This window comes from Microbacterium sp. NPDC089190, assembly GCF_040701795.1.
GTDB lineage: Bacteria > Actinomycetota > Actinomycetes > Actinomycetales > Microbacteriaceae > Microbacterium > Microbacterium galbum.
In genome coordinates this window covers 70,778-89,594 of record NZ_JBFBHF010000003.1, presented here as the reverse complement: position 1 = coordinate 89,594, position 18,817 = coordinate 70,778, and the positions used below count along the sequence as shown (strand labels likewise).

At 69.0% G+C, this 18,817-nt stretch carries 15 protein-coding genes and 1 riboswitch; of the genes, 1 reads left to right on the top strand and 14 read right to left on the bottom strand.

All coding sequences use genetic code 11. The annotated features are described in order from the left end of the window. Window position 1: 1 nt before the first annotated feature. The 6 genes from AB0230_RS10345 to AB0230_RS10320 all read right to left on the bottom strand — a co-directional run bounded on the left by AB0230_RS10345 (window position 2) and on the right by AB0230_RS10320 (window position 7,097). Window positions 2-982 (bottom strand): ABC transporter permease, encoded by a 981-nt coding sequence (locus AB0230_RS10345; RefSeq protein ID WP_315995353.1) that lies wholly within the window; start codon window positions 980-982, stop codon window positions 2-4. Between the two features lie 217 nt (window positions 983-1,199). After that, entirely contained in the window at window positions 1,200-1,748 is a 549-nt protein-coding gene (locus AB0230_RS10340) for a PH domain-containing protein (protein WP_366375590.1), read from the bottom strand. 38 nt (window positions 1,749-1,786) lie between these two features. Continuing rightward, a complete protein-coding gene (locus tag AB0230_RS10335; protein WP_315995351.1) occupies window positions 1,787-3,451 on the bottom strand; it encodes an ABC transporter ATP-binding protein in 1,665 nt (554 codons plus the stop codon). Then, a complete protein-coding gene (locus AB0230_RS10330; protein WP_366375588.1) occupies window positions 3,448-4,395 on the bottom strand; it encodes an ABC transporter permease in 948 nt (315 codons plus the stop codon). The genes AB0230_RS10335 and AB0230_RS10330 overlap by 4 nt, the downstream gene beginning before the upstream one ends. After that, window positions 4,385-5,314, bottom strand: a complete 930-nt coding sequence (locus AB0230_RS10325) for an ABC transporter permease (protein WP_315995349.1) — start codon at window positions 5,312-5,314, stop codon at window positions 4,385-4,387. The genes AB0230_RS10330 and AB0230_RS10325 overlap by 11 nt, the downstream gene beginning before the upstream one ends. Before the next feature lie 163 nt (window positions 5,315-5,477). After that, entirely contained in the window at window positions 5,478-7,097 is a 1,620-nt protein-coding gene (locus AB0230_RS10320; RefSeq protein ID WP_315995348.1) for an ABC transporter substrate-binding protein, read from the bottom strand. 164 nt (window positions 7,098-7,261) lie between these two features. Between AB0230_RS10320 and AB0230_RS10315 the strand changes: the two genes are divergently transcribed. Continuing rightward, a complete protein-coding gene (locus tag AB0230_RS10315) occupies window positions 7,262-8,137 on the top strand; it encodes a type II CAAX endopeptidase family protein (RefSeq protein ID WP_366375586.1) in 876 nt (291 codons plus the stop codon). A gap of 53 nt (window positions 8,138-8,190) precedes the next feature. On the opposite strand, the gene AB0230_RS10310 is transcribed toward AB0230_RS10315, so the two are convergent. From AB0230_RS10310 to AB0230_RS10275, 8 genes are all read right to left on the bottom strand, one after another. Further along, window positions 8,191-9,936: an ABC transporter substrate-binding protein gene (locus AB0230_RS10310; protein WP_366375584.1), complete on the bottom strand. Its 1,746-nt coding sequence runs from the start codon at window positions 9,934-9,936 to the stop codon at window positions 8,191-8,193. A 173-nt stretch (window positions 9,937-10,109) separates the two neighbouring features. Then, window positions 10,110-12,989, bottom strand: a complete 2,880-nt coding sequence (gcvP, locus tag AB0230_RS10305; protein WP_366375582.1) for an aminomethyl-transferring glycine dehydrogenase — start codon at window positions 12,987-12,989, stop codon at window positions 10,110-10,112. Further along, window positions 12,986-13,360 (bottom strand): glycine cleavage system protein GcvH, encoded by a 375-nt coding sequence (gcvH, locus tag AB0230_RS10300; protein WP_315995344.1) that lies wholly within the window; start codon window positions 13,358-13,360, stop codon window positions 12,986-12,988. The genes gcvP and gcvH overlap by 4 nt, the downstream gene beginning before the upstream one ends. Continuing rightward, on the bottom strand, window positions 13,357-14,589 hold the full coding sequence (locus AB0230_RS10295; protein WP_366375580.1) for a glycine cleavage system aminomethyltransferase GcvT: 1,233 nt from the start codon (window positions 14,587-14,589) through the stop codon (window positions 13,357-13,359). The genes gcvH and AB0230_RS10295 overlap by 4 nt, the downstream gene beginning before the upstream one ends. Window positions 14,590-14,746: 157 nt before the next feature. Continuing rightward, window positions 14,747-14,841: riboswitch (glycine riboswitch) on the bottom strand. Between the two features lie 60 nt (window positions 14,842-14,901). After that, window positions 14,902-15,396 carry a hypothetical protein gene (locus tag AB0230_RS10290; RefSeq protein WP_366375578.1) on the bottom strand — a complete coding sequence of 165 codons (495 nt, stop codon included), beginning with the start codon at window positions 15,394-15,396 and terminating at the stop codon, window positions 14,902-14,904. Further along, entirely contained in the window at window positions 15,380-17,194 is a 1,815-nt protein-coding gene (locus AB0230_RS10285; RefSeq protein WP_366375576.1) for an alpha/beta hydrolase, read from the bottom strand. Before AB0230_RS10285 ends, AB0230_RS10290 begins: the two co-directional genes overlap by 17 nt. Further along, a complete protein-coding gene (locus AB0230_RS10280) occupies window positions 17,191-17,487 on the bottom strand; it encodes a hypothetical protein (protein WP_315995340.1) in 297 nt (98 codons plus the stop codon). The genes AB0230_RS10285 and AB0230_RS10280 overlap by 4 nt, the downstream gene beginning before the upstream one ends. A gap of 153 nt (window positions 17,488-17,640) precedes the next feature. Continuing rightward, complete coding sequence (locus AB0230_RS10275; protein WP_363579485.1) at window positions 17,641-18,816, bottom strand: MarP family serine protease; 1,176 nt, start codon at window positions 18,814-18,816, stop codon at window positions 17,641-17,643. Window position 18,817: the final 1 nt, after the last annotated feature.

Sequence of the window (18,817 nt, the reverse complement as noted above, 5' to 3'; positions counted from 1 at the left end):
GTCAGCTCCTCACTCTCGGGTCGAGTGCGGCGTAGAGCACTTCGGACAGGGTCGACGACAGCAGCACGAGCACCGCGACGAAGAGGGTCGAACCGGCCACCGCGTTGATGTCCTGCTGGGTCACGGCGTTGAGCTGGAACTGCCCCATGCCGCGCCACGAGAACACGATCTCGAGCATGGTCGAGCCCGCGATCAGGGTGCCGAAGCTGTAGGCGAAGAACGTCGACATCGGGATCAGCGCGATGCGCACGCCGTGGCGGAAGAGCGCCTGCGTGCGCGGCAGTCCCTTCGCGCGCGCGGTGCGGATGTAGTCGGCGCCGAGGACGTCGAGCATCATGCTGCGCTGATAGCGCGAATAGGACGCGGCACTGATGAGCACGAGCGCGATCGTGGGCAGCAGCAGATGAACGGCGCGATCGGCGACGACCGGCCAGAAGCCCTCGATGCCGGCGGTGTACTCGCCCGTGAAGCGGATGACCTGCGTTCCGAGGGCGTTGTTGAACCCGGTCGCGGCGATCATGAGCAGCACGCCGATCACGAAGGTGGGCGTCGCGAACACGAGGTACGAGGCGTACGTCGTCACCTGGTCGCTCGCGCGGTACTGCCGCACGGCTCCCCACACGCCCACGAGCACGCCGACGACGGCGCCGATGAGCGAACCGATGAGCAGCAGACGCAGGCTCGTGCCGGCGCGGGCGGAGATCTCGGCCATGACGTCCTGGCCGCCGATGGTGGAGCCGAGGGAGAACTTCGTGAACAGGTTCACGAGCCAGTTCCACAGTCGAACGAGGATCGGCACGTCGGGGTTGGCCCCGAGCGCGTTCAGACTCGCGATGATCGAGTCCTCCGGCGGCCGCGGGTTCATGCCGTAGAAGCGATCCTGGGGTCGCAGCAGCGCGGACCCGAGCACGTACGCGAGGCAGGTCGCCAGCAGGCTCAGAACCGCGTAGTTCAGGAACCGGCGCAGGACGTACAACGTCATGAGGCGCGCAGGCCTGTCCGGAACATGTCGATGATCTGCATGGTGGTCCTCTCGCCTTCGAGATCCCCGCCGATTCTTTCGCCTGGCTAAGGATCTTCAGAGACCCTACGTCGGCACCTCGCGGAATGTGTGCCGGGGGAACACACTTTTCACGACCGTAACAAAGCCCTTACATGGCGCTTTGTCACGAGCGGTTGATGCTGGCGCAGCACTGCGCTCAGCGGACACCGCCGGAAATGAACAAAGCGATAATAACCCAGAGGATCAGAACCACCAGGGAAATCAGCGAAGGAATGTCCCAGAAACGACGAACGACGCCGCCGGCGGTCGCATTCGTGCGGGCGGACTCCCACGCGTCCTGGATGATCTGAAGATCACGGATGGCGGGGGGCTCGCGCCGCCCCCGCTCGTCGTCACGGCGAAGCGCGGGGCGCCCCGGTCGTCCGGCCACCGGGCCGCCGAAGGCCTTCACCACCCGCGGTTCGTCGGTGCGCACCTCGAGCTGCCACCGCATGTCGATGTCGCTCACGCGCGCCCACGCGATCTCGGTGACGCGCAGAGGATTGTGGATGCGGATGCCGCGGGCGTCGATGCGCACGTGCGGGACGAACAGCAGGGCGTACACGCCCCACAGCGCCAGCAGCACCCAGGGCGCGAGGAGCAGCATCTCGCCGACGCCGGCGCGGAGCGCGGCATCCCCGAGGAGGACGACCGCGAGCACCGCGCCGAGCACGAGCCCGAAGAGGGAGGACGGGGCGCGGAACACCCGTGGGTGCTCCGCGCCCCGGAAGCGCTCGTCTCGCGTCACGCGCCGCCCAGCTGGAGGGAGGCGCCGGGGATGGCGTCGAGGAGACGCCGCGTGTACTCCTGCGACGGCTGCGCGAAGATCTCGTCCACGGTGCCCTGCTCGACGAGCTTGCCCCGCTCCATGACGCACACCAGGTCGGCGGCGACACGGACGACGGCGAGGTCGTGCGTGATGAACAGGTACGTGAGACCGAGCTCGGACTGCAGCTCCGCGAGCAACTGGAGGATCTGCGCCTGCACGAGCACGTCGAGCGCCGAGACGGCCTCGTCGAGCACGAGGATGTCGGGCTTGAGCGCGAGCGCGCGCGCGATGGCGACACGCTGACGCTGACCACCGGACAGCTCGTTCGGGTAACGCGACGCCAGCTCCTGCGGCAGGGCGACCTGCTCGAGCAGCTCCTCCACCCGCTCGCGACGCGAGGTGGTGTCACCCACCTTGTGGATGTTGAGCGGCTCGGCGATGAGGTTGCCGATGCTGCGCAGCGGGTCGAGCGAGCCGTAGGGGTCCTGGAACACGGGCTGCATGCGGCGACGCAGGGCGAAGGTGTCCTTCGCGCTGAGCCTGCCGGTGTTCACGCCGTCGACCTCGATCGACCCCGAGGTGGGCTCCTCGAGCTTGAGCACCATCTTGGCGATGGTCGACTTGCCCGAGCCCGACTCCCCCACGAGCGCCAGCGTCTTGCCGCGCGGGATCTCGAACGAGACCCCGTCGACCGCGCGGAACTGCTCGCTGCGGAACCCGCCCTGGCGGATCTTGTACTCCTTGACCAGGTCGGTCACCTTCACGGTCGCCGGAGCGTCGAGGTCGGCCTCACGGAGGATGCCACGGTCCTCCGCCTTCGCCTGAATGCGCTGCGACGCGATGCTCGGCGCCGCGGCGACCAGCCGCTGGGTGTACGGGTGCTGCGGGTTCTCAAGGATCTCGCGGCTCGGACCCGACTCGACGATCTCGCCCTGGTTCATCACGACGATGGTGTCGGCGCGCTCGGCGGCCAGACCCAGGTCGTGCGTGATGAGCAGCACCGACGTGCCGCGCTCCCGCGTGAGGGACGCCATGTGGTCGAGGATCACGCGCTGCACCGTGACGTCGAGGGCCGAGGTCGGCTCGTCGGCGATCAGGAGCTTCGGATCGGCGGCGAGGCCGATGCCGATGAGCGCACGCTGACGCATACCGCCCGAGAACTGGTGCGGGTACTGGTGCAACCGGCGTTCGGCATCGGCGAGACCGGCTTGCTTGAGCACCTCGATGGCGCGCTTCTCGACCTCTTTCCGGCCGGTCGCGATCCCGTTCGCGCGGATCGCCTCCTTGACCTGGAAGCCGATGCTCCACACCGGGTTGAGGTTGGACATCGGGTCCTGGGGGACGTATCCGATGTCCTTGCCGCGGACGGACTCGAACTGCGACGAGGTCAGGCCCGTCAGCTCGCGTCCGTCGAGCGTGATGCTGCCGCCGGTGACGTGACCGGTGCCGGGGAGCAGCCCGATCACCGCGGAGGCGGTGGTGGACTTGCCCGAACCCGACTCGCCCACGATGGCCACCGTCTGGCCGGGGTAGACGTCGAGGCTCACGCCGTGCAGGACCTGGCGGGAACCGCCCTGACCTTCGAAGGCGACCTTGAGGTCGCGCACGGACAGCAGCGGCGTCATGGTGGCGTCGCTCATCGGCGGGCCCTCGCTCTCGGGTCGATGGCGTCTCGGATGAGCTCGCCCAGCATGATGAACGCCAGCACCGTCACGGTCAGCGCCAGCGACGGCCAGATCAGCGCGGCCGGCGCGACGCGCAGCGACTGCTGGGCCTGGCTGATGTCGTTACCCCACGACATGGTGTCGCCGCCGAGGCCGACACCGAGGAACGACAGGGTCGCCTCGGCCACGATCGCCGCCGCGAGGCTGATGGTCGTGACGACCAGCAGAGGGGCGATGGCGTTGGGGATGACGTGGGTGAGCAGCGTCTTGAAGCGCGACTGCCCGAGGGCCTGGGATGCGGCGACGTAGTCCGCCTGACGCACACGCAGCACCTCGGCGCGCACGACGCGTGCCGTGGAGGCCCACGCGAACCCGCCGATCGCGAACGCCAGGGTGAAGACGTTGCGGTACTGCGAGAACACGCTCATGACGACGATCGCCGCGAGGATGTAGGGGATCGAGAAGAAGATGTCGCCGACGCGCGAGATCACCGCGTCGAGCCATCCACCGTAGAAGCCCGACAGCGCGCCCATGATGAGGCCGATGATCGTGCCGATCGCCGTGGCGAGCAGACCCACCGACAGCGAGGTGCGCGCACCCCACACGATGCGGGAGAACGTGTCGCAGCCCTGGAAGGTGAAGCCGAGGATGTGACCCGCGGTCGGGCCGCCGTTGCTGTTGGACAGCTTGCAGTCGTTGTTCGGCGGCACCTGGGTGAACAGCGTCGGGAACGCCGCCATCAGGATCACGACGGCCATGACGGCCAGGGCGATCCAGAAGGTGGGCCGACGGCGCAGGTCGCGCCACGCGTCGAGCCAGAGGTTGCTCTTGCGGGCGGCGACGCGCACGGCGTCGACCGAGATGGTCTCGGTCTTGATGGGGGCGACGAAGTGCGGCGCCGGGAAACGATTACTTGACATAGCGGATCCTCGGGTCAAGGAGACCGTACAGAAGGTCGACGACGAGGTTGACCAGCACGTAGATGATGACGAAGACGGTCACGAAGGACACGACCGTGGGGCCCTCGCCGCGGATGGTCGCCTGGTAGAGCGTGTTGCCGACGCCGGGGATGTTGAAGATTCCCTCGGTCACGGTCGCGCCCACCAGCAGCACACCGAAGTTGGTCGCGGAGTTGGTGATCACCGGGATGAGCGAGTTGCGCAGCACGTGCACGGGGATCACGCGACGACGCGAGAGACCCTTGCTGTACGCGGTGCGCACCCAGTCCTGGTTGAGCGTGTCGATGACCGACCCGCGCATCAGGCGCATGCTCGTCGCGAAGAGGCTCAGGCCCAGGACGATCGCCGGGAGGATGAGATCCCCCCACCCGTTCTGGGCACCGACCGTCGGGCGGAACCACCCGAGTTGGACGGCGAGGAAGTACTGCGCGAGGAAGCAGGCCACGAAGATCGGCAGGGCGACGAACAGGAGCGCCACGATGAGGGCGACGTTGTCGAACAGCTTGCCCTTGCGGATGGCCGAGATGGTGCCGACGACGATGGCGAGCACGAACTCGATCGCGAGGGCCATCACGGCCAGTCGAGCCGTCACCGGCAGGGTGCGGGCGAGGACCTCGTTCACGGACTGGCCGGAGAAGGTCGTCCCGAGGTCGCCTTGGAAGATGCCGCCGAGGTACAGGAAGTACTGGACGATGAAGGGCTGGTCGAGGTGGTACTGCGCGCGCAGGGCTTCGACGACCTGCGGGGCGGGGGTCTTGTCGCCGAAGAGCCCGAGGATCGGGTCTCCCGGCATGGCGAAGACCATGAAGTAGATCAGCAGCGTGGCCCCGAAGAACACGGGGAGCACCTGCAGCAGACGTCTGAGGATGTAGCCGAGCATCCGCTCTCTTTTCGAACGTGGGAAACGCCTCATCGGACGTCACGTGGGGGGCCGGGCTCAGAAGAGCCCGTGCTGTTTTATCACACGTCGTGATGAGGCCTGGCTGGCAGACCGCGAGGCGGTGACGAATCCGTCACCGCCTCGCGGCCAGAGATCGGAAGGGTTACTTCGTGATCTCGTAGTACAGCGGAACCGAGTTCCACCCGAACTTGACGTTGTTCACGCCGTCGGCGAATCCGCCGGTGACGTTGGAGTACCAGAGCGGGATGGCGGGCAGGTCCTGGAGCAGGATCTCCTGCGCCTTCTGGAAGTCGGCGTTCTGCGCGTCGACCTCGGTCTCGGCGATACCGGTCGAGAGCAGGCTGTCGAACTCGGGGTTCGAGTAGTCACCGTCGTTCGACGAGGCGTCGGTCGCGTAGAGCGGTCCGAGGAAGTTGTACAGACCGGGGTAGTCGGCCTGCCAACCGGTGCGGAAGGCGGTCTGGATGCTGCGGTCGGTGATGGCCGAACGGGCTTCCTTGAACGTCGGGTAGGGAGCGCCCGACGCGTCGATGCCGAGGGTGTTCTTGATCGAGTTGGTCACCGCGTCGACCCAGGTCTGGTGACCACCGTCGGCGTTGTACGCGATCTGGAAGGTACCGGTCCAGGGCGAGATGGCGTCGGCCTGGGCCCACAGCTCCTTCGCCTTGGCCTCGTCGTACTGCAGCACGTCGGCGCCGGTGAGCGAGTCCGACCAACCGTCGATGACCGGCGAGGTGAAGTCGCTGGCCGGGGTACGGGTGCCCTGGAAGATCGTCTTCGTGATCTCGTCGCGGTTGATGGCCATCGACAGCGCCTGACGACGCAGCTTGCCCTCTTCGCCGCCGAAGTGCGCGAGGCGCTCCGGGATGGTGAACGACTGGAACACCGCGGCCGGCTGGTTGACCGCGCGGTCGCCCAGGTCGGACTCGAAGGTCGCCTGCGATGCCGGCGGGATCGCGTCGATCACGTCGACGTTGCCGCCGAGGAGGTCGGCGTAAGCGGCATCCTGGGATGCGTAGAAGACGACCGTCAGGCCGCCGTTGGCGACCGTGCGACCACCCTGGTAGTCGTCGTTCTTGACGAGGTCGATCTGCACGTTGTGCTGCCATGCGCCGTCGCTGGCGAGCTTGTACGGACCGTTGCCGATCGGGTTCTCACCGAAGGCGGCCATGTCGTCGAACGCGCTGTCGGGCAGCGGGAAGAACGCCGAGTAGCCCAGGCGCAGCGCGAAGTCGGCGGCGGGCTTGGACAGGGCGATCGTGAAGGTGTAGTCGTCGACCTTCTGCAGACCGGTCAGCTCCGAGTCGGCGTCGTAGCTGAAGCCGACGATGTCCTCGAAGAAGTAGCTGTTCAGCTGGTTGTTCGACAGCTGAGCGCCCCAGTTCCAGGCCTTGATGAAGTTGTCGGCCTTGACCTCGGTGCCGTCCGTGAACTTCTGGCCCTTCTTCAGGGTCACCGTGAGGTTCTGCGCGTCGTTGGTGACGATGGACTCGGCCATGTCGTTCACCGGGGCGCCGTCGGCGTCGTAGTAGACCAGACCCGCGAAGATCGAGTCGAGGATCTTGCCGCCGCCGACCTCGTTGGTGTTGGTCGGGATCAGCGGGTTCTGCGGCTCCGAACCGTTGGTCCGGATGATGGCCGAGGCGTCGCCGCCCGAGGCCGAGCCGCTGCCGCCGTTGTCTCCGCCCGAGCAGCCGGCGAGCATGAGCCCGACAGCTCCCAGCAGGGCGAGACTGGAGAGGGCAATCTTGTTGCGCTTCACAGTTCCTCCAGGGAAGGGATGATCATCGCCCGGGCAGAGTTTTCACGCAGCACAAGATGCGGGGAAATCCGTTCGGGCAGGATGAGAACACACTAGGCACGTTTACCCAGGTGCCCCAAACTTCTTGGATAAACGTTACAGAGGATTTACTCGGGAGGCCCTTGATGTGGCAATCTGACAAGTCGTCGCGCCCCACGGGTCCCGCGGACTGGTCATATCCTCCGACTCTGGCGGCGTCCGAACGGTACGCGCGCTCGCGTCTGATCTGGGAGATCGCGCTGGTGCTGCTGATCAGCGTGGGCCAGTCGGCGATCTATTCGGTGGTGTCGTTCGTGAGAGCGGCGACCCGTGCGCCGATCTCCCAGCAGCAGACGCAGCTGAATCCGTCGCGCAGCGCCGAGCCCCTGTGGGACGCGATCTACCAGTTTCTCGACATCTTCTTCTCGCTCGCTCTCGTCGCCCTGGCGCTGTATCTGCTGTGGGAGCCGGCCAACAATGCTCTGCGCCGCATCGGCCTGGATTTCCGCCGCCCGGGCTCCGACATCGCCCGGGGGCTGCTCCTGGTCGCGCTGATCGGCGCTCCGGGCATCGGGGTCTACGCGATCGGCCGGGCCATCGGGCAGAGCATCACGGTCGTCCCCGCGCCGCTGGACTCGTCGTGGTGGGTCATCGCCCTGCTCGTGCTGGCGGCGCTGCGGGCCGGATTGACCGAGGAGGTCATCTTCCTCGGATACCTCTTCGACCGCCTCCGCCGGCTCGGGTGGTCGTGGACGGGCATCATCGTCTCCACCGCGCTGCTGCGCGGCAGCTACCACCTCTATCAGGGCTGGCCGTCGGCGCTGGGCAACGTGGTGATGGGCCTCGTGTTCGGGTGGTGCTACAAGCGTTGGGGGCGGGTCATGCCGCTCGTCGTCGCCCACACGGTCATCGACATCGTCGCCTTCGTCGGCTACCCCCTGGCCGCGGCGTGGTGGCCGGGGATCTTCGCCCCGCCCGCGTCGACCCCGACGCCCACCGCGACGCCGTCGCCGACGGCCTGAGGCTCGCGGCGACAGGTCCCGCAGCGTGCCGTGACGGCATCCGGGATCCGACCTCAGCGCTGCGGCGGGGACCAGGTCCAGAACGCGGGGGGCACCCCGTCGGGCTCGGAGGTGTAGGCCACTCCCCCGACGCCCTCGGCGGTGACGACCGCGCCCGTGCGCTCGAGCAGGGGCACCCCGGCGTAGGCGGCGAAGAGCGAGCGGTCGATCTCCTTGGCCTCGGACAGCACGTCGACCGGATCGGTGTGGACGGTCAGCTCGTCGAACAGCGCGTTCGTCTGCGCCCCCTCGATCCCCTCGGCGATGCGGTCGCGCGCCGAGCGGTAGAGGCTCTCGTCCTCTCCCACCCAGGCCAACGTGGCATCCGCCTCTTCGGGAGTGGTCGCCAGGCGCACGGCGATCCCGGCACGGGCTCCCATCGACACCAGTCGAGGGAAGACCTGCGCCGAGACGTCGTCGGTGGTGTCGTAGGCCACGCGCAGCACGGCCGCACGATCGCCCAGGGCACTGCGCGCGCCGTCGACGTCGCTCCCCGTGCCGGGGGCGCCGTTGCCGGAGACGAGGTCGGCGTAGAGCGAGCCCGCCGCGGGCGACGACAGGAACGACTGCAGGGGCTGCGCGTCGGGGCGCACCGCGCCGAGGACGTCCTGCACGAGGGAGCCGCGGTCGATCGCGAGCGTCATGGCCTGACGGAGGTCGGATGCCGTCCCCTCGGCGAACCGCAGGTGCAGCGTCTGGGTGGTCGGACCGACCTGCACCTGGTATCCGGCCTCGGTCAGGGTCTTGTTCTCCGCCACGTCGATGTCGCCGACGTTGGCCACGTCGACCTGACCCGCCTCGACCGCGGACAGCTGGGCCGCACGGTCGGCGAAGAAGCGGACGGTCAGCTGCTCGAGCCCCGGGAAGTGGGCGCCCTGATACGAATCGCGGCGCGCGAGCTGAACCGTGTCGGCGGTGATCTCGGTCACCGTCCACGGTCCGGCCGAGACGACGCTGGCGGGGTCGGGGGTGGAGCCGGGCGCGATGTCGAACCCGGTGTTCCAGGTCTGAGCCGCGGCGAGCAGCACCGGGTTCGGTGTACGCGGCTGTTCCGGGTCGCCCGCGGGAGTGGTGAGGATCGCGGTGAGCAGATCCTTGACGCTGACGCCTGCTCGCTGTGCGATGACGTGGACGGGCCGGTCGAGCAGCCACTGACGGTTCCAGTCGGCGAACGGCTGCTCGTAGGTGAGGGTGAGGGTGTCGTCGGCGCGGTCGATGCTCGGGCGGGCGGTCCGTGCATTCGGGTCGGCGGGCATGGCCGTGTTGAAGTACCGCGTGCCCGAGACGATCTGGCCGGTCGCGTCGTAGGTCGCGTCGTCGAAGTAATGCGAAGTGACGGCCCAGCCGAACAGCAGGTCGTCGAGGGTCACCGGGGTGCCGTCCGACCACACGCGGTCGGAGAAGAGCTCGTAGCTCACCTTGAGCGGGTCGCCCTGCACGCGGGTGATGCGGCCCAGACCGTCGTTGGGCACCACCTGGAGGTCGCCGTCGAGCGAGCCGAGCCGCTCGTCGAGGAGCGCGGACAGGGCGCGGTTGGCGGGGGTGTTGCCCGTGGCGCTGGCGGCGTTGAGGCTGGTCAGCGACCCCACGACGCCGAGGGTCAGGCTCGTGGGCGCTTCTTCGACCGGAGCCGGGGCGGGCTCGGGGGCCGCGCACCCGGCCAGGACGACACCGGCGGCCATCAGAAGGGCCAGCAGCCGTCCCGCCCCGCGTCGTCGTCGAGTCGGTCGAGGAACGTCGTTCAGCCCACGGTGCAGCACAGGGGCACTTTACTAAACGCCTCCTGTGGGATCCCCGGGCCGCGCGCGCCCGTCGACGCCGGGCCGCGCCCCGGACGGGCGCGCGAACGGCGCGGCACGGTGCGGCCGAGGGGCCGGGCACGCTAGACGCGGCGACGGCCCCGGATGCCGGGAACCGCCGCCGCGTCGGATCGTCAGGCGAACGCCTCCGGAGGGGGGCACGAGCACACCAGGTTGCGGTCGCCGTAGGCCTGGTCGATGCGGCGCACCGGGGGCCAGTACTTGCCGCGAATGAGCGAGCGCACGGGGTATACGGCGGTCTCGCGCGAGTACGGGTGCTCCCACTCCCCCACCACGACCGTCTCGGCGGTGTGCGGGGCGTTCACGAGAGGGTTGTCGTCGGCGGGCCACTCCCCCGCGGCGACCGCGAGGGCCTCCTGCTTGATCGCGATCATGGCATCCACGAAGCGGTCGAGCTCGGCGAGGTCTTCGCTCTCGGTCGGCTCCACCATCAGGGTGCCGGCGACCGGGAACGACATCGTCGGGGCGTGGAAGCCGTAGTCGATGAGGCGCTTCGCCACATCGTCGACGGTGACGCCGGTCTGCTCCTTGAGGGGACGCAGGTCGAGGATGCACTCGTGTGCGACGAGGCCCCCCTCACCGGCGTACAGCACCGGGTAGTGCTCGCGCAGACGCGTGGCGATGTAGTTGGCCGAGAGCACCGCGGCGGCCGTGGCCTGGCGCAGACCCTCGGCGCCCATCATGCGCACGTAGGCCCACGAGATCGGCAGAATGCCGGCGGAGCCGTGCGGAGCGGCAGACACCGGGCCCCCGTCGAACGTGCCGCCGGCGTGCTCGGCGCGCTGCGAGAACGGGTGCGAGGGCAGGAACGGCGCGAGGTGCGCCTTCGCCGCGACCGGACCCACGCCCGGACCTCCGCCGCCGTGCGGGATCGCGAACGTCTTGTGGAGGTTCAAGTGCGACACGTCGCCGCCGAGGTCGCCGAAGCGGGCGAAGCCGAGCAGGGCGTTGAGGTTCGCGCCGTCGACGTAGACCTGTCCGCCGGCGTCGTGCACGGCCTGCGTGATCTCGAGCACGTCGTGCTCGTACACCCCGTGAGTGGAGGGGTACGTGATCATCAGGGCCGACAGCTCCGCCGCGTGCTGCGCGATCTTCGCGCGCAGATCGCCGAGGTCGACGTTGCCGGCCTCGTCGCACGCGACGACGACGACCTTCATCCCCGCGAGGATCGCCGAGGCGGCGTTCGTGCCGTGCGCCGACGACGGGATGAGGCACACCGTGCGCGCGGTGTCGCCGTTCGCGAGGTGGTAGCCGCGGATCGCGAGCAGGCCCGCGAGCTCGCCCTGCGAACCTGCGTTGGGCTGCAGCGACACCGCGTCGTAGCCGGTGACCTCGGCGAGCCAGCGCTCGAGCTGGTCGATCATCGCGAGGTACCCGTGCACGTCGGCTTCGGGCGCGAACGGATGCACGCGCGAGAACTCGGGCCACGACACCGCTGCCATCTCGGTCGCCGCGTTGAGCTTCATCGTGCACGAGCCCAGCGGGATCATGCCGCGGTCGAGCGCGTAGTCGCGGTCGGCGAGCGTCTTGAGGTAGCGCATCATCGCGGTCTCGCTGCGGTGACTGTGGAACACCGGGTGCGTGAGGTACTCGTCGTCGCGGTGGAGGGCCTCCTCGACCCCGCGCAGCGCCTCACCCTCGGACAGTTCCTCGCTCGCGAAACCGAAGGCGTCGAGGATCGCCGAGAGATCGGCATCCGTCGTCGTCTCGTCCACCGACACGCCCACGGTCGCATCGTCCACCCACAGCAGCTGGTAGCCGCGCTCGCGGGCGCGATCGACGACGTCCTGCGCGCGCCCCGGCACGTGCACGCGCACGGTGTCGAAGAACGCGTCGCTCGCGAGGGTGAGGTCGTACGAGCGCAGAGCGGATGCCAGGGCATCGGCCTTGCGCGCGACCCGCGTCGCGATCGCGCGGAGCCCGTCGGGCCCGTGGTACACCGCGTACATCGCGGCCATCACCGCGAGCAGCACCTGGGCGGTGCAGATGTTCGACGTGGCCTTCTCGCGGCGGATGTGCTGCTCGCGCGTCTGCAGGGACAGGCGGTAGGCGGGGGCGCCGACGGCATCCTGCGACACGCCGACGAGGCGGCCCGGAAGCTGTCGTTCCAGGCCCGCACGCACGGCCATGTAGCCGGCGTGCGGTCCGCCGAAGCCGAGGGGCACGCCGAAGCGCTGGGTCGTGCCGACCGCCACGTCGGCGCCGAGGGATCCGGGCGAGCGCAGCAGCGTCAGGGCGAGCAGGTCGGCGGCGGCCACGACCAGGCCGCCGTTCGCGTGCACGGTCTCGGCCACGGCGGAGAAGTCCCAGATGCGCCCGGTCGCGCCGGGGTACTGCACGAACGCGCCGAAGGCTGCGGGGATCTCGCCCTCGAACGACGTCTCGACGATCTCGATGCCGACGGCCGCCGCACGGTGATGCAGCAGCGCCTTCGTCTGCGGCAGGGAGTCGACGTCGACGAGGAAGACGTCGGTCTTTGCCTTCGACGCGCGACGGGCGACCAGCATGCCCTCGACGACCGCGGTGGACTCATCCAGCATCGACGCGTTCGCCGTGGCGAGCCCGGTCAGGTCGGTGACCATCGTCTGGAAGTTGATCAACGCTTCGAGACGCCCCTGCGAGATCTCGGGCTGGTACGGCGTGTAGGCCGTGTACCAGGACGGGTTCTCGAGGACGTTCCGCGCGATCACCGACGGCGTGAAGGTGTCGTAGTAGCCGAGACCGATCATCGGGCGGGCGGAACGGTTGGCGGATGCCAGCTCCCGCAGCTCGGCCAGAGCCTCCGCCTCGGTGGCCGCGGTCGGGATCGAGCTCGTCGCGCGGGGCTGCACGTGGATGGATGCCGGCACCGCGGTCTCGACGAGTACCTCGACGCTGTCGTACCCGACGACCTCGAGCATGTGCGCCTGGGCGTCGGGACCGATGCCGATGTGGCGGTCGGTGAAGGCGGCCGGGGTCCCCGCATCCGTGCGAGGAGGAAGGACGGAGGTCATGCGGTGAGGTCCTCGTATGCGGCGCGGTCGAGCAGGTCGGCGGGCAGGTCGCCCTCGACGCGGATCTTGATGAGCCAGCCGCCGGCGAACGGCTCGGCGTTGACCAGCGAGGGGTCGTCGACGACGGCGTCGTTGACCTCGACGACCGTGCCGGTGATCGGCGCGTAGAGCTCGCCGACGGACTTCGTCGACTCGATCTCGCCGCAGACATCACCGGCCGAAACGGCCGAGTCCGCGCCGGGCAGCTCGACGAAGACGACGTCACCGAGCTTGTCGGCGGCGAAGTCGGTGATGCCGACGGTGGCGATGTCGCCCTCGAGGGCGATCCACTCGTGCTCGGAGGTGTAGCTGAGGGCGGTGAGGTCGGTCATGCGTTTCTCCGATAGAAGGGAAGGGCGGTGACGGTCGCGGGGATGCGGGTTCCGCGGACGTCGATGGACAGTTCGGTTCCGATGGCGGATGCCGCGGGTGCGACGAACGCCATGGCCACGGGGTGGCCGAGGGTGGGGCTGAGGGCGCCGCTGGTGATCTCGCCGACGGTGTCGTCGCCGTGCAGCACCGAGTAGCCGGCGCGACCCGCGCGGCGGCCCTCCGAGACCAGACCGACGAGGACCGGGGCATCGGCGGGTCCGGACGACAGGCCGTCCTTTCCGACGAACGCCTCCTTGTCGACGGCGACGACACGACCGAGGCCCGCCTGCGCGGGGACGATGTCGCGTGAGAGCTCGTGGCCGTACAGCGGCATGCCGGCTTCGAGTCGCAGCGTGTCGCGCGCGGCGAGACCGCACGGAACGAGACCCCGATCGGCGCCCGCGGCGAGCGCGGCATCCCACAGGGCGGCGGCTTGGGCCGTGGGGATCATCAGCTCGTAGCCGTCCTCGCCGGTGTAACCGGTGCGGGCGACGAACAGCGGGGCCCCGTCGAAGGTGCCCTCGGTCCAGGCGTAGTAGCCGAGCTCGTCGAGTGCGGTGCCGGTGATCTCGACCCCCGGGGTGGAGCTCAGGATGCCACGGGCCTCGGGGCCTTGGAGGGCGATGAGGGCGTAGTGGTCGGTGACGTCTTCGACGGTGAGGCTCCCGCGAGCGTCGGTCGTTGAATCTATCGAAGCGTCCGACGCGGGGGTTCCGATCCCTTCGACGGGCTCAGGGACCTCGGTTGCGCCGTCAGGGACCGCGGTCGACGCGGGGACCCACGTGCGCTGAGCCAGGTCGAACGCCGCGGCCACGGCATCCCGGTTGCCGGCGTTCGAGATGACGAGGAAGCTCTGCTCCCCCGTGCGGTAGACGATGACGTCGTCGACGATGCCCCCGCTCTCCGCGAGGACCAGCGAGTACTTCGCCTTGCCGATCTTCATGGTCGACAGGCGTCCGGCGAGCACGTGGTCGAGGAAGGCGGCCGCGGTCTCGCCGTCGACGCGGAACTCGGCCATGTGCGAGATGTCGAACAGACCTGCGGCCGCGCGGACGGCGTGGTGCTCGGCGAGGTCGGATGTGTAGCGCACGGGCATGTTCCAGCCGCCGAAGTCGGTGAACGAGGCGCCGAGGGCCTCGTGCCGATCGTGCAGCGGCGACGTGCGCGGTGGAGCCGGGGTTTCGGTCATGAGTTCTGCCGTTCGCGATGACGGACAGACGCCGGTCGGCGCCTGAAGAACTCCCCCTCTGTCATGGGCCTGAGAGTTTCACTGCCGCGTCCTGAACGCACAGCTTTCACCGTCGGCGGATCCGGCGCGGTGCACCCGGATCACTTTCCAGAGTGGCCCGATCGACGCGGTACGCGTACCTGAGAGATTGGCGGGGAGGCTTGCTCCTTCGGTGCCCGGCTGCGTTCGCCGGAGCTCTCCCGCATCGATCATGGGGCCGGTGTGGACTTGTGGGGTCAGCCTAGCGGAGCTTCGGTCGGCGTCGTGAGATGTTCAGCCGTTGTCCTGTTTGCGGAGTTCGTCGGCGTCGCCGGGGACGCAGAGGGATTCGCCGGCTATGTAGTAATTGCCGGGGGACGTCGAGAACGAGAGGCCCTCTACAGGACCACCCGTGCCGTAAACGACGTACGCAGGAGCGTCGACGATGCGAACCTCCATTCCCAACGAACGCCAATAGTCCGCGACTGTTCGCGCATTGGCGGCATGGTCACTATCGGGCGCCGGGGCCCCGTAGCCATATGTGTAGTTGACACGCTCGCCGCGCTGGGCGGCGCAGTTGCCGACCTCCGCCGCACCATCTCGATTCCATCCTTGAACCTCGAGCTGTGCCGCGGTGTCTTGGATGGTGCGGATCAGTGTGTCGCGCGCCACGGCCGGGCTCATGGTCGCCTCCTTGGAATTGGTGCATGCGGCCAGCATCATCACAGAGCCGGTGAGTACTGCGATCAGCAGGGTCCGCGCGAATAGTCGTTCAGTACGTAGGGCCATCGGACAGTCCTTCGATAAGTGCTTTCTGAAGGGGCGTTGAGTCAGGAGCCGTGTATAGCGAGACCAAATCCCCGTGGCCTGTCGTCGCCAGCGCCACGTTACGCAAGGACTCGGTTCGCCTGTCGAGATAGCCCGCTTCGTCGGAGGTCACCGCTCCGTGATCCGTCACGGGGTTCAGGCCCTCGCCACCTGCGACGCTGAAAGGGTGCGTTCCGAATCCGTCGTTCATCGGATTGACCGAGTGATCAGGCGCGGCCCGCCCCGTCCACGCCCACTGATCTCCTCCCGCCGGGTCGATTGCCCAGACGTCCTGCGCTTGGCCCGAATAGACAGCGTCGGCGTGAAGGACAGAAGCGTTGCTGATGGTGGAAGGGAGACCGGCCGACCCCAATGTCACGTACGACTCGACGTGCACTCCCTCTCGAGTAAGCGCCAGGGATGAAGTGGTCGTACCGTACGAGTGGGCCACAACATTGACGTCCACTCCGTCGTTCACGGTATCGAATGCGATGAGATCACGAGCCAAGTTCGCGGCGCCGGCTTCGGCAGAATCGTTGAACATGACATCGAAACCCCCCTCGATGAGGGGAATCGGGGGCGTCTTGTATCCGATCCAGGCGACGACGGCGTGCGTACGTTCGGGGTCGAACCGGGCCTGTTCGTCTGCGATGTTCTGCGCAGCGCGCACCCAACCGTCCATCCCCTCGGTCGTCGTACCCATGCCGGGAACCGCAAAGGTGACATCCCCTGCTCTGTCGAGGTCGCCGATGGACACCGCCGCCAGCGGCGGCGCATCAGCGGTGAGGGACATGAGGAACCTCGGCGCTTTGCCCTCCGGTGCCCCCAGTGCAGCCTCGATCCCCTCCAACCCCGCCATCCGCGCCCGGGCCCGCTCGAGACGCTCCGCGATCGCCGCCGCCCCGGCGTAGCCGCCGGGAAGCTCCGGGAACGACAGCGGCTTCTCCGCCTCCGCCAACGCCGCACGCGCCTCCTCGAGCTGGGTGCGCAGCCATATCCTATTCGCCTCGTCACGGGCGGTGTAAGCCACACCGCCGAGGTTGCCGATCACCGCGGGGGCGGCGTGGATGAGCGCGTGCTTCTGCCCATCGTCGAGCGCGGCCCACCACGGCGCGACCGCGGACGGCTCCGCCTGGCTGAGGACCTGTGCAAGCGCGGGCCGCGCGTGCAGCACCGCGGCCAGGCTCGGGCCGTCGGCGCCGGCGATCGCGTCCAGCGCCTGAGAGGCGGACACGCATCCGGTGAGCACGGCGAGCCACTCGTCTGCGTCGAGCCCGGGGGTTGCGATGGCGCGGCGGAGGGCGGCGGCGGTGTGCTCCGCCGCCCTGTCGAGCGCGGACCGCGCGTCGTCGAGGATCGACCGGGCTTCGCTCCGCGGTTCCAGGCTGCGCAACGGCTGCCGATCCGGCGCGGGAAAGCTCGTCGTCACGGGCGGAGCGTCATCCAGGGCGTCAGCGCGGTTCCACAGATCGACGGCGTCTCCGGCGCGGGCACGGGCGGACTCCAGCGCCGCAACGAACTCCTCCAGCGCCGCCTGAGCGACGCGAAAGGCTGAGGCCATGGCATCCCACCGCGAGGCTGCGGCCGAGACGCGTCGCTCGTAGGCGTCCGCCGCTTCGCCCGCCCATTCCGGCACCGAGCGCACCCGCCGCAGCCTGGCGGCGGACTCTTCCGCGTCGACCGCACGAGCCGTCCACAGGGCGACCGTTCGATGGAGAGCGGCCGCATTCCCGGGGATGAGCCGTACCGGATCCGTGGACTGACCGAGTTCCGCCGTCACGGGAGGCTCCATCCGGCGGCCGATGCGAGCGCGCGGATCCCCTCGACGGCTGCGGTCTCCGTGCCTTCGAAGAGATCCGCGACGTCGCGCAGCCCTGCCGCCGTGGCGTCGATCTCGCGCTCCCGTTCGGATCGACAATCGTTCAGGCAGGCGACGAATTCGGCCAGCGCGAGCGAGAGATCGGGCTGACCCGGGACGCTCAGCAGCGGGAGGGGACTCAGGCCCGCCGAGACCTCTTTGACCTTCGTCGCGGCTCGTCGCACCTCGTCGACCGAGAGGGAGATGAGCGGCATGGGAGCGATCGTAGGGAGAGCGCGGGCCCCACCGGATCACCCTGTGGACAACTTCTCCCTTGCGCGTGCGCGGCCTCGCGAACGCCGTCGGTCCCGCTGTCCGAACGCTCTTCGGCGCCCGCGCTGCCTCGCGCAGATACCGGCATCCCGCGGTCAGCCCCGGGTGCAGCTTCCGGATGCCACGGGCGTCGACAGCGCATCGATCTGCGCCATGACCGGGAGGAGCTCGGCAGGGGTCATGGCGTAGCCGACGTTGTCGTCGGTGTCGGAACGCGCGAAGACGATGCCGGCGACCTCTCCCGAGGTGGTCAGAAGCGGTCCGCCGGAGTTGCCGGGGCGGACGATCCCGGCGATCGCGTAGATGTCGCGGGGAGAGGACGCTCCGTCGTAGATGTCGGGGACGGGCACCGTCCCCTCCGAGAGGATCTGCGCGCTGCCCGACGTGAACGGGCCGCCGCCGGGGTAGCCCTGCACGACGGCGGATTCCCCCACCGCGAGCGTCGACACGATGGGGAGGGCCGCGGCGTCCAACTGATCCACCGAGATCACGGCGATGTCGTCGGTCGGGTCGAAGTAGGTGACGCGACCCTCGCGGGCGGGCTGACCGGGAAGCTCGACCAGCGGGGCGTCGACTCCGGCGACGACGTGGGCGTTGGTGACGACGCGGTCGTCGGCCACGACGAAGCCCGACCCGCTCGAGGTGATGCCGCACGCGTAGGCGGTGCCGGAGATGCGGGCGACCGACTGGGCAGCCTGGGTCAGGGCCGGGTCGTCGAGCGCGATCTCGGGCGCGCTGGGCACTGGGCCGATCTGGATGAGCGAACCGAAGCTCGGTATGCCGCCGGCGAACACCTGTCCGCGGAGGTCGGCGAGCGCGCCGCGCACGGGAGGCGGCGTGAGGTCGTCGATCGTGCGCACCACCGTGGAAGAGCCCAGAGCAGCCGAGACCACGGGCAGACCCACGGGCGTGAGGGATCCCGCGACGAAGGAGATCGTCAGAGCGGCGGCGGCGACGTTCACGACGCCACCGAGCAGACGCTCGGGCACGCGAAGCTTGATGCGATCGGCGCCGCGGCGGAAGAATCCGCCGACCGCGCTGCCGAGACCCGAACCGATCATCAGCAGCAGGATGCCGGCGAGGATCATCGCGGGGCCACGCCAGGCCGGGGCTGTGACCCATTGTCCGACGAAGGGCGTGACCCAGTACGCGGCGACGGCACCCGCCGCGAGCCCGGCGAAGAAGCCGATCGTGGCGAGGAATCCGCGCGACAGGCCCACGATGAGAGCGACCGCCAGAAGGGCGATCAGAACGATGTCGATGATCGGCATC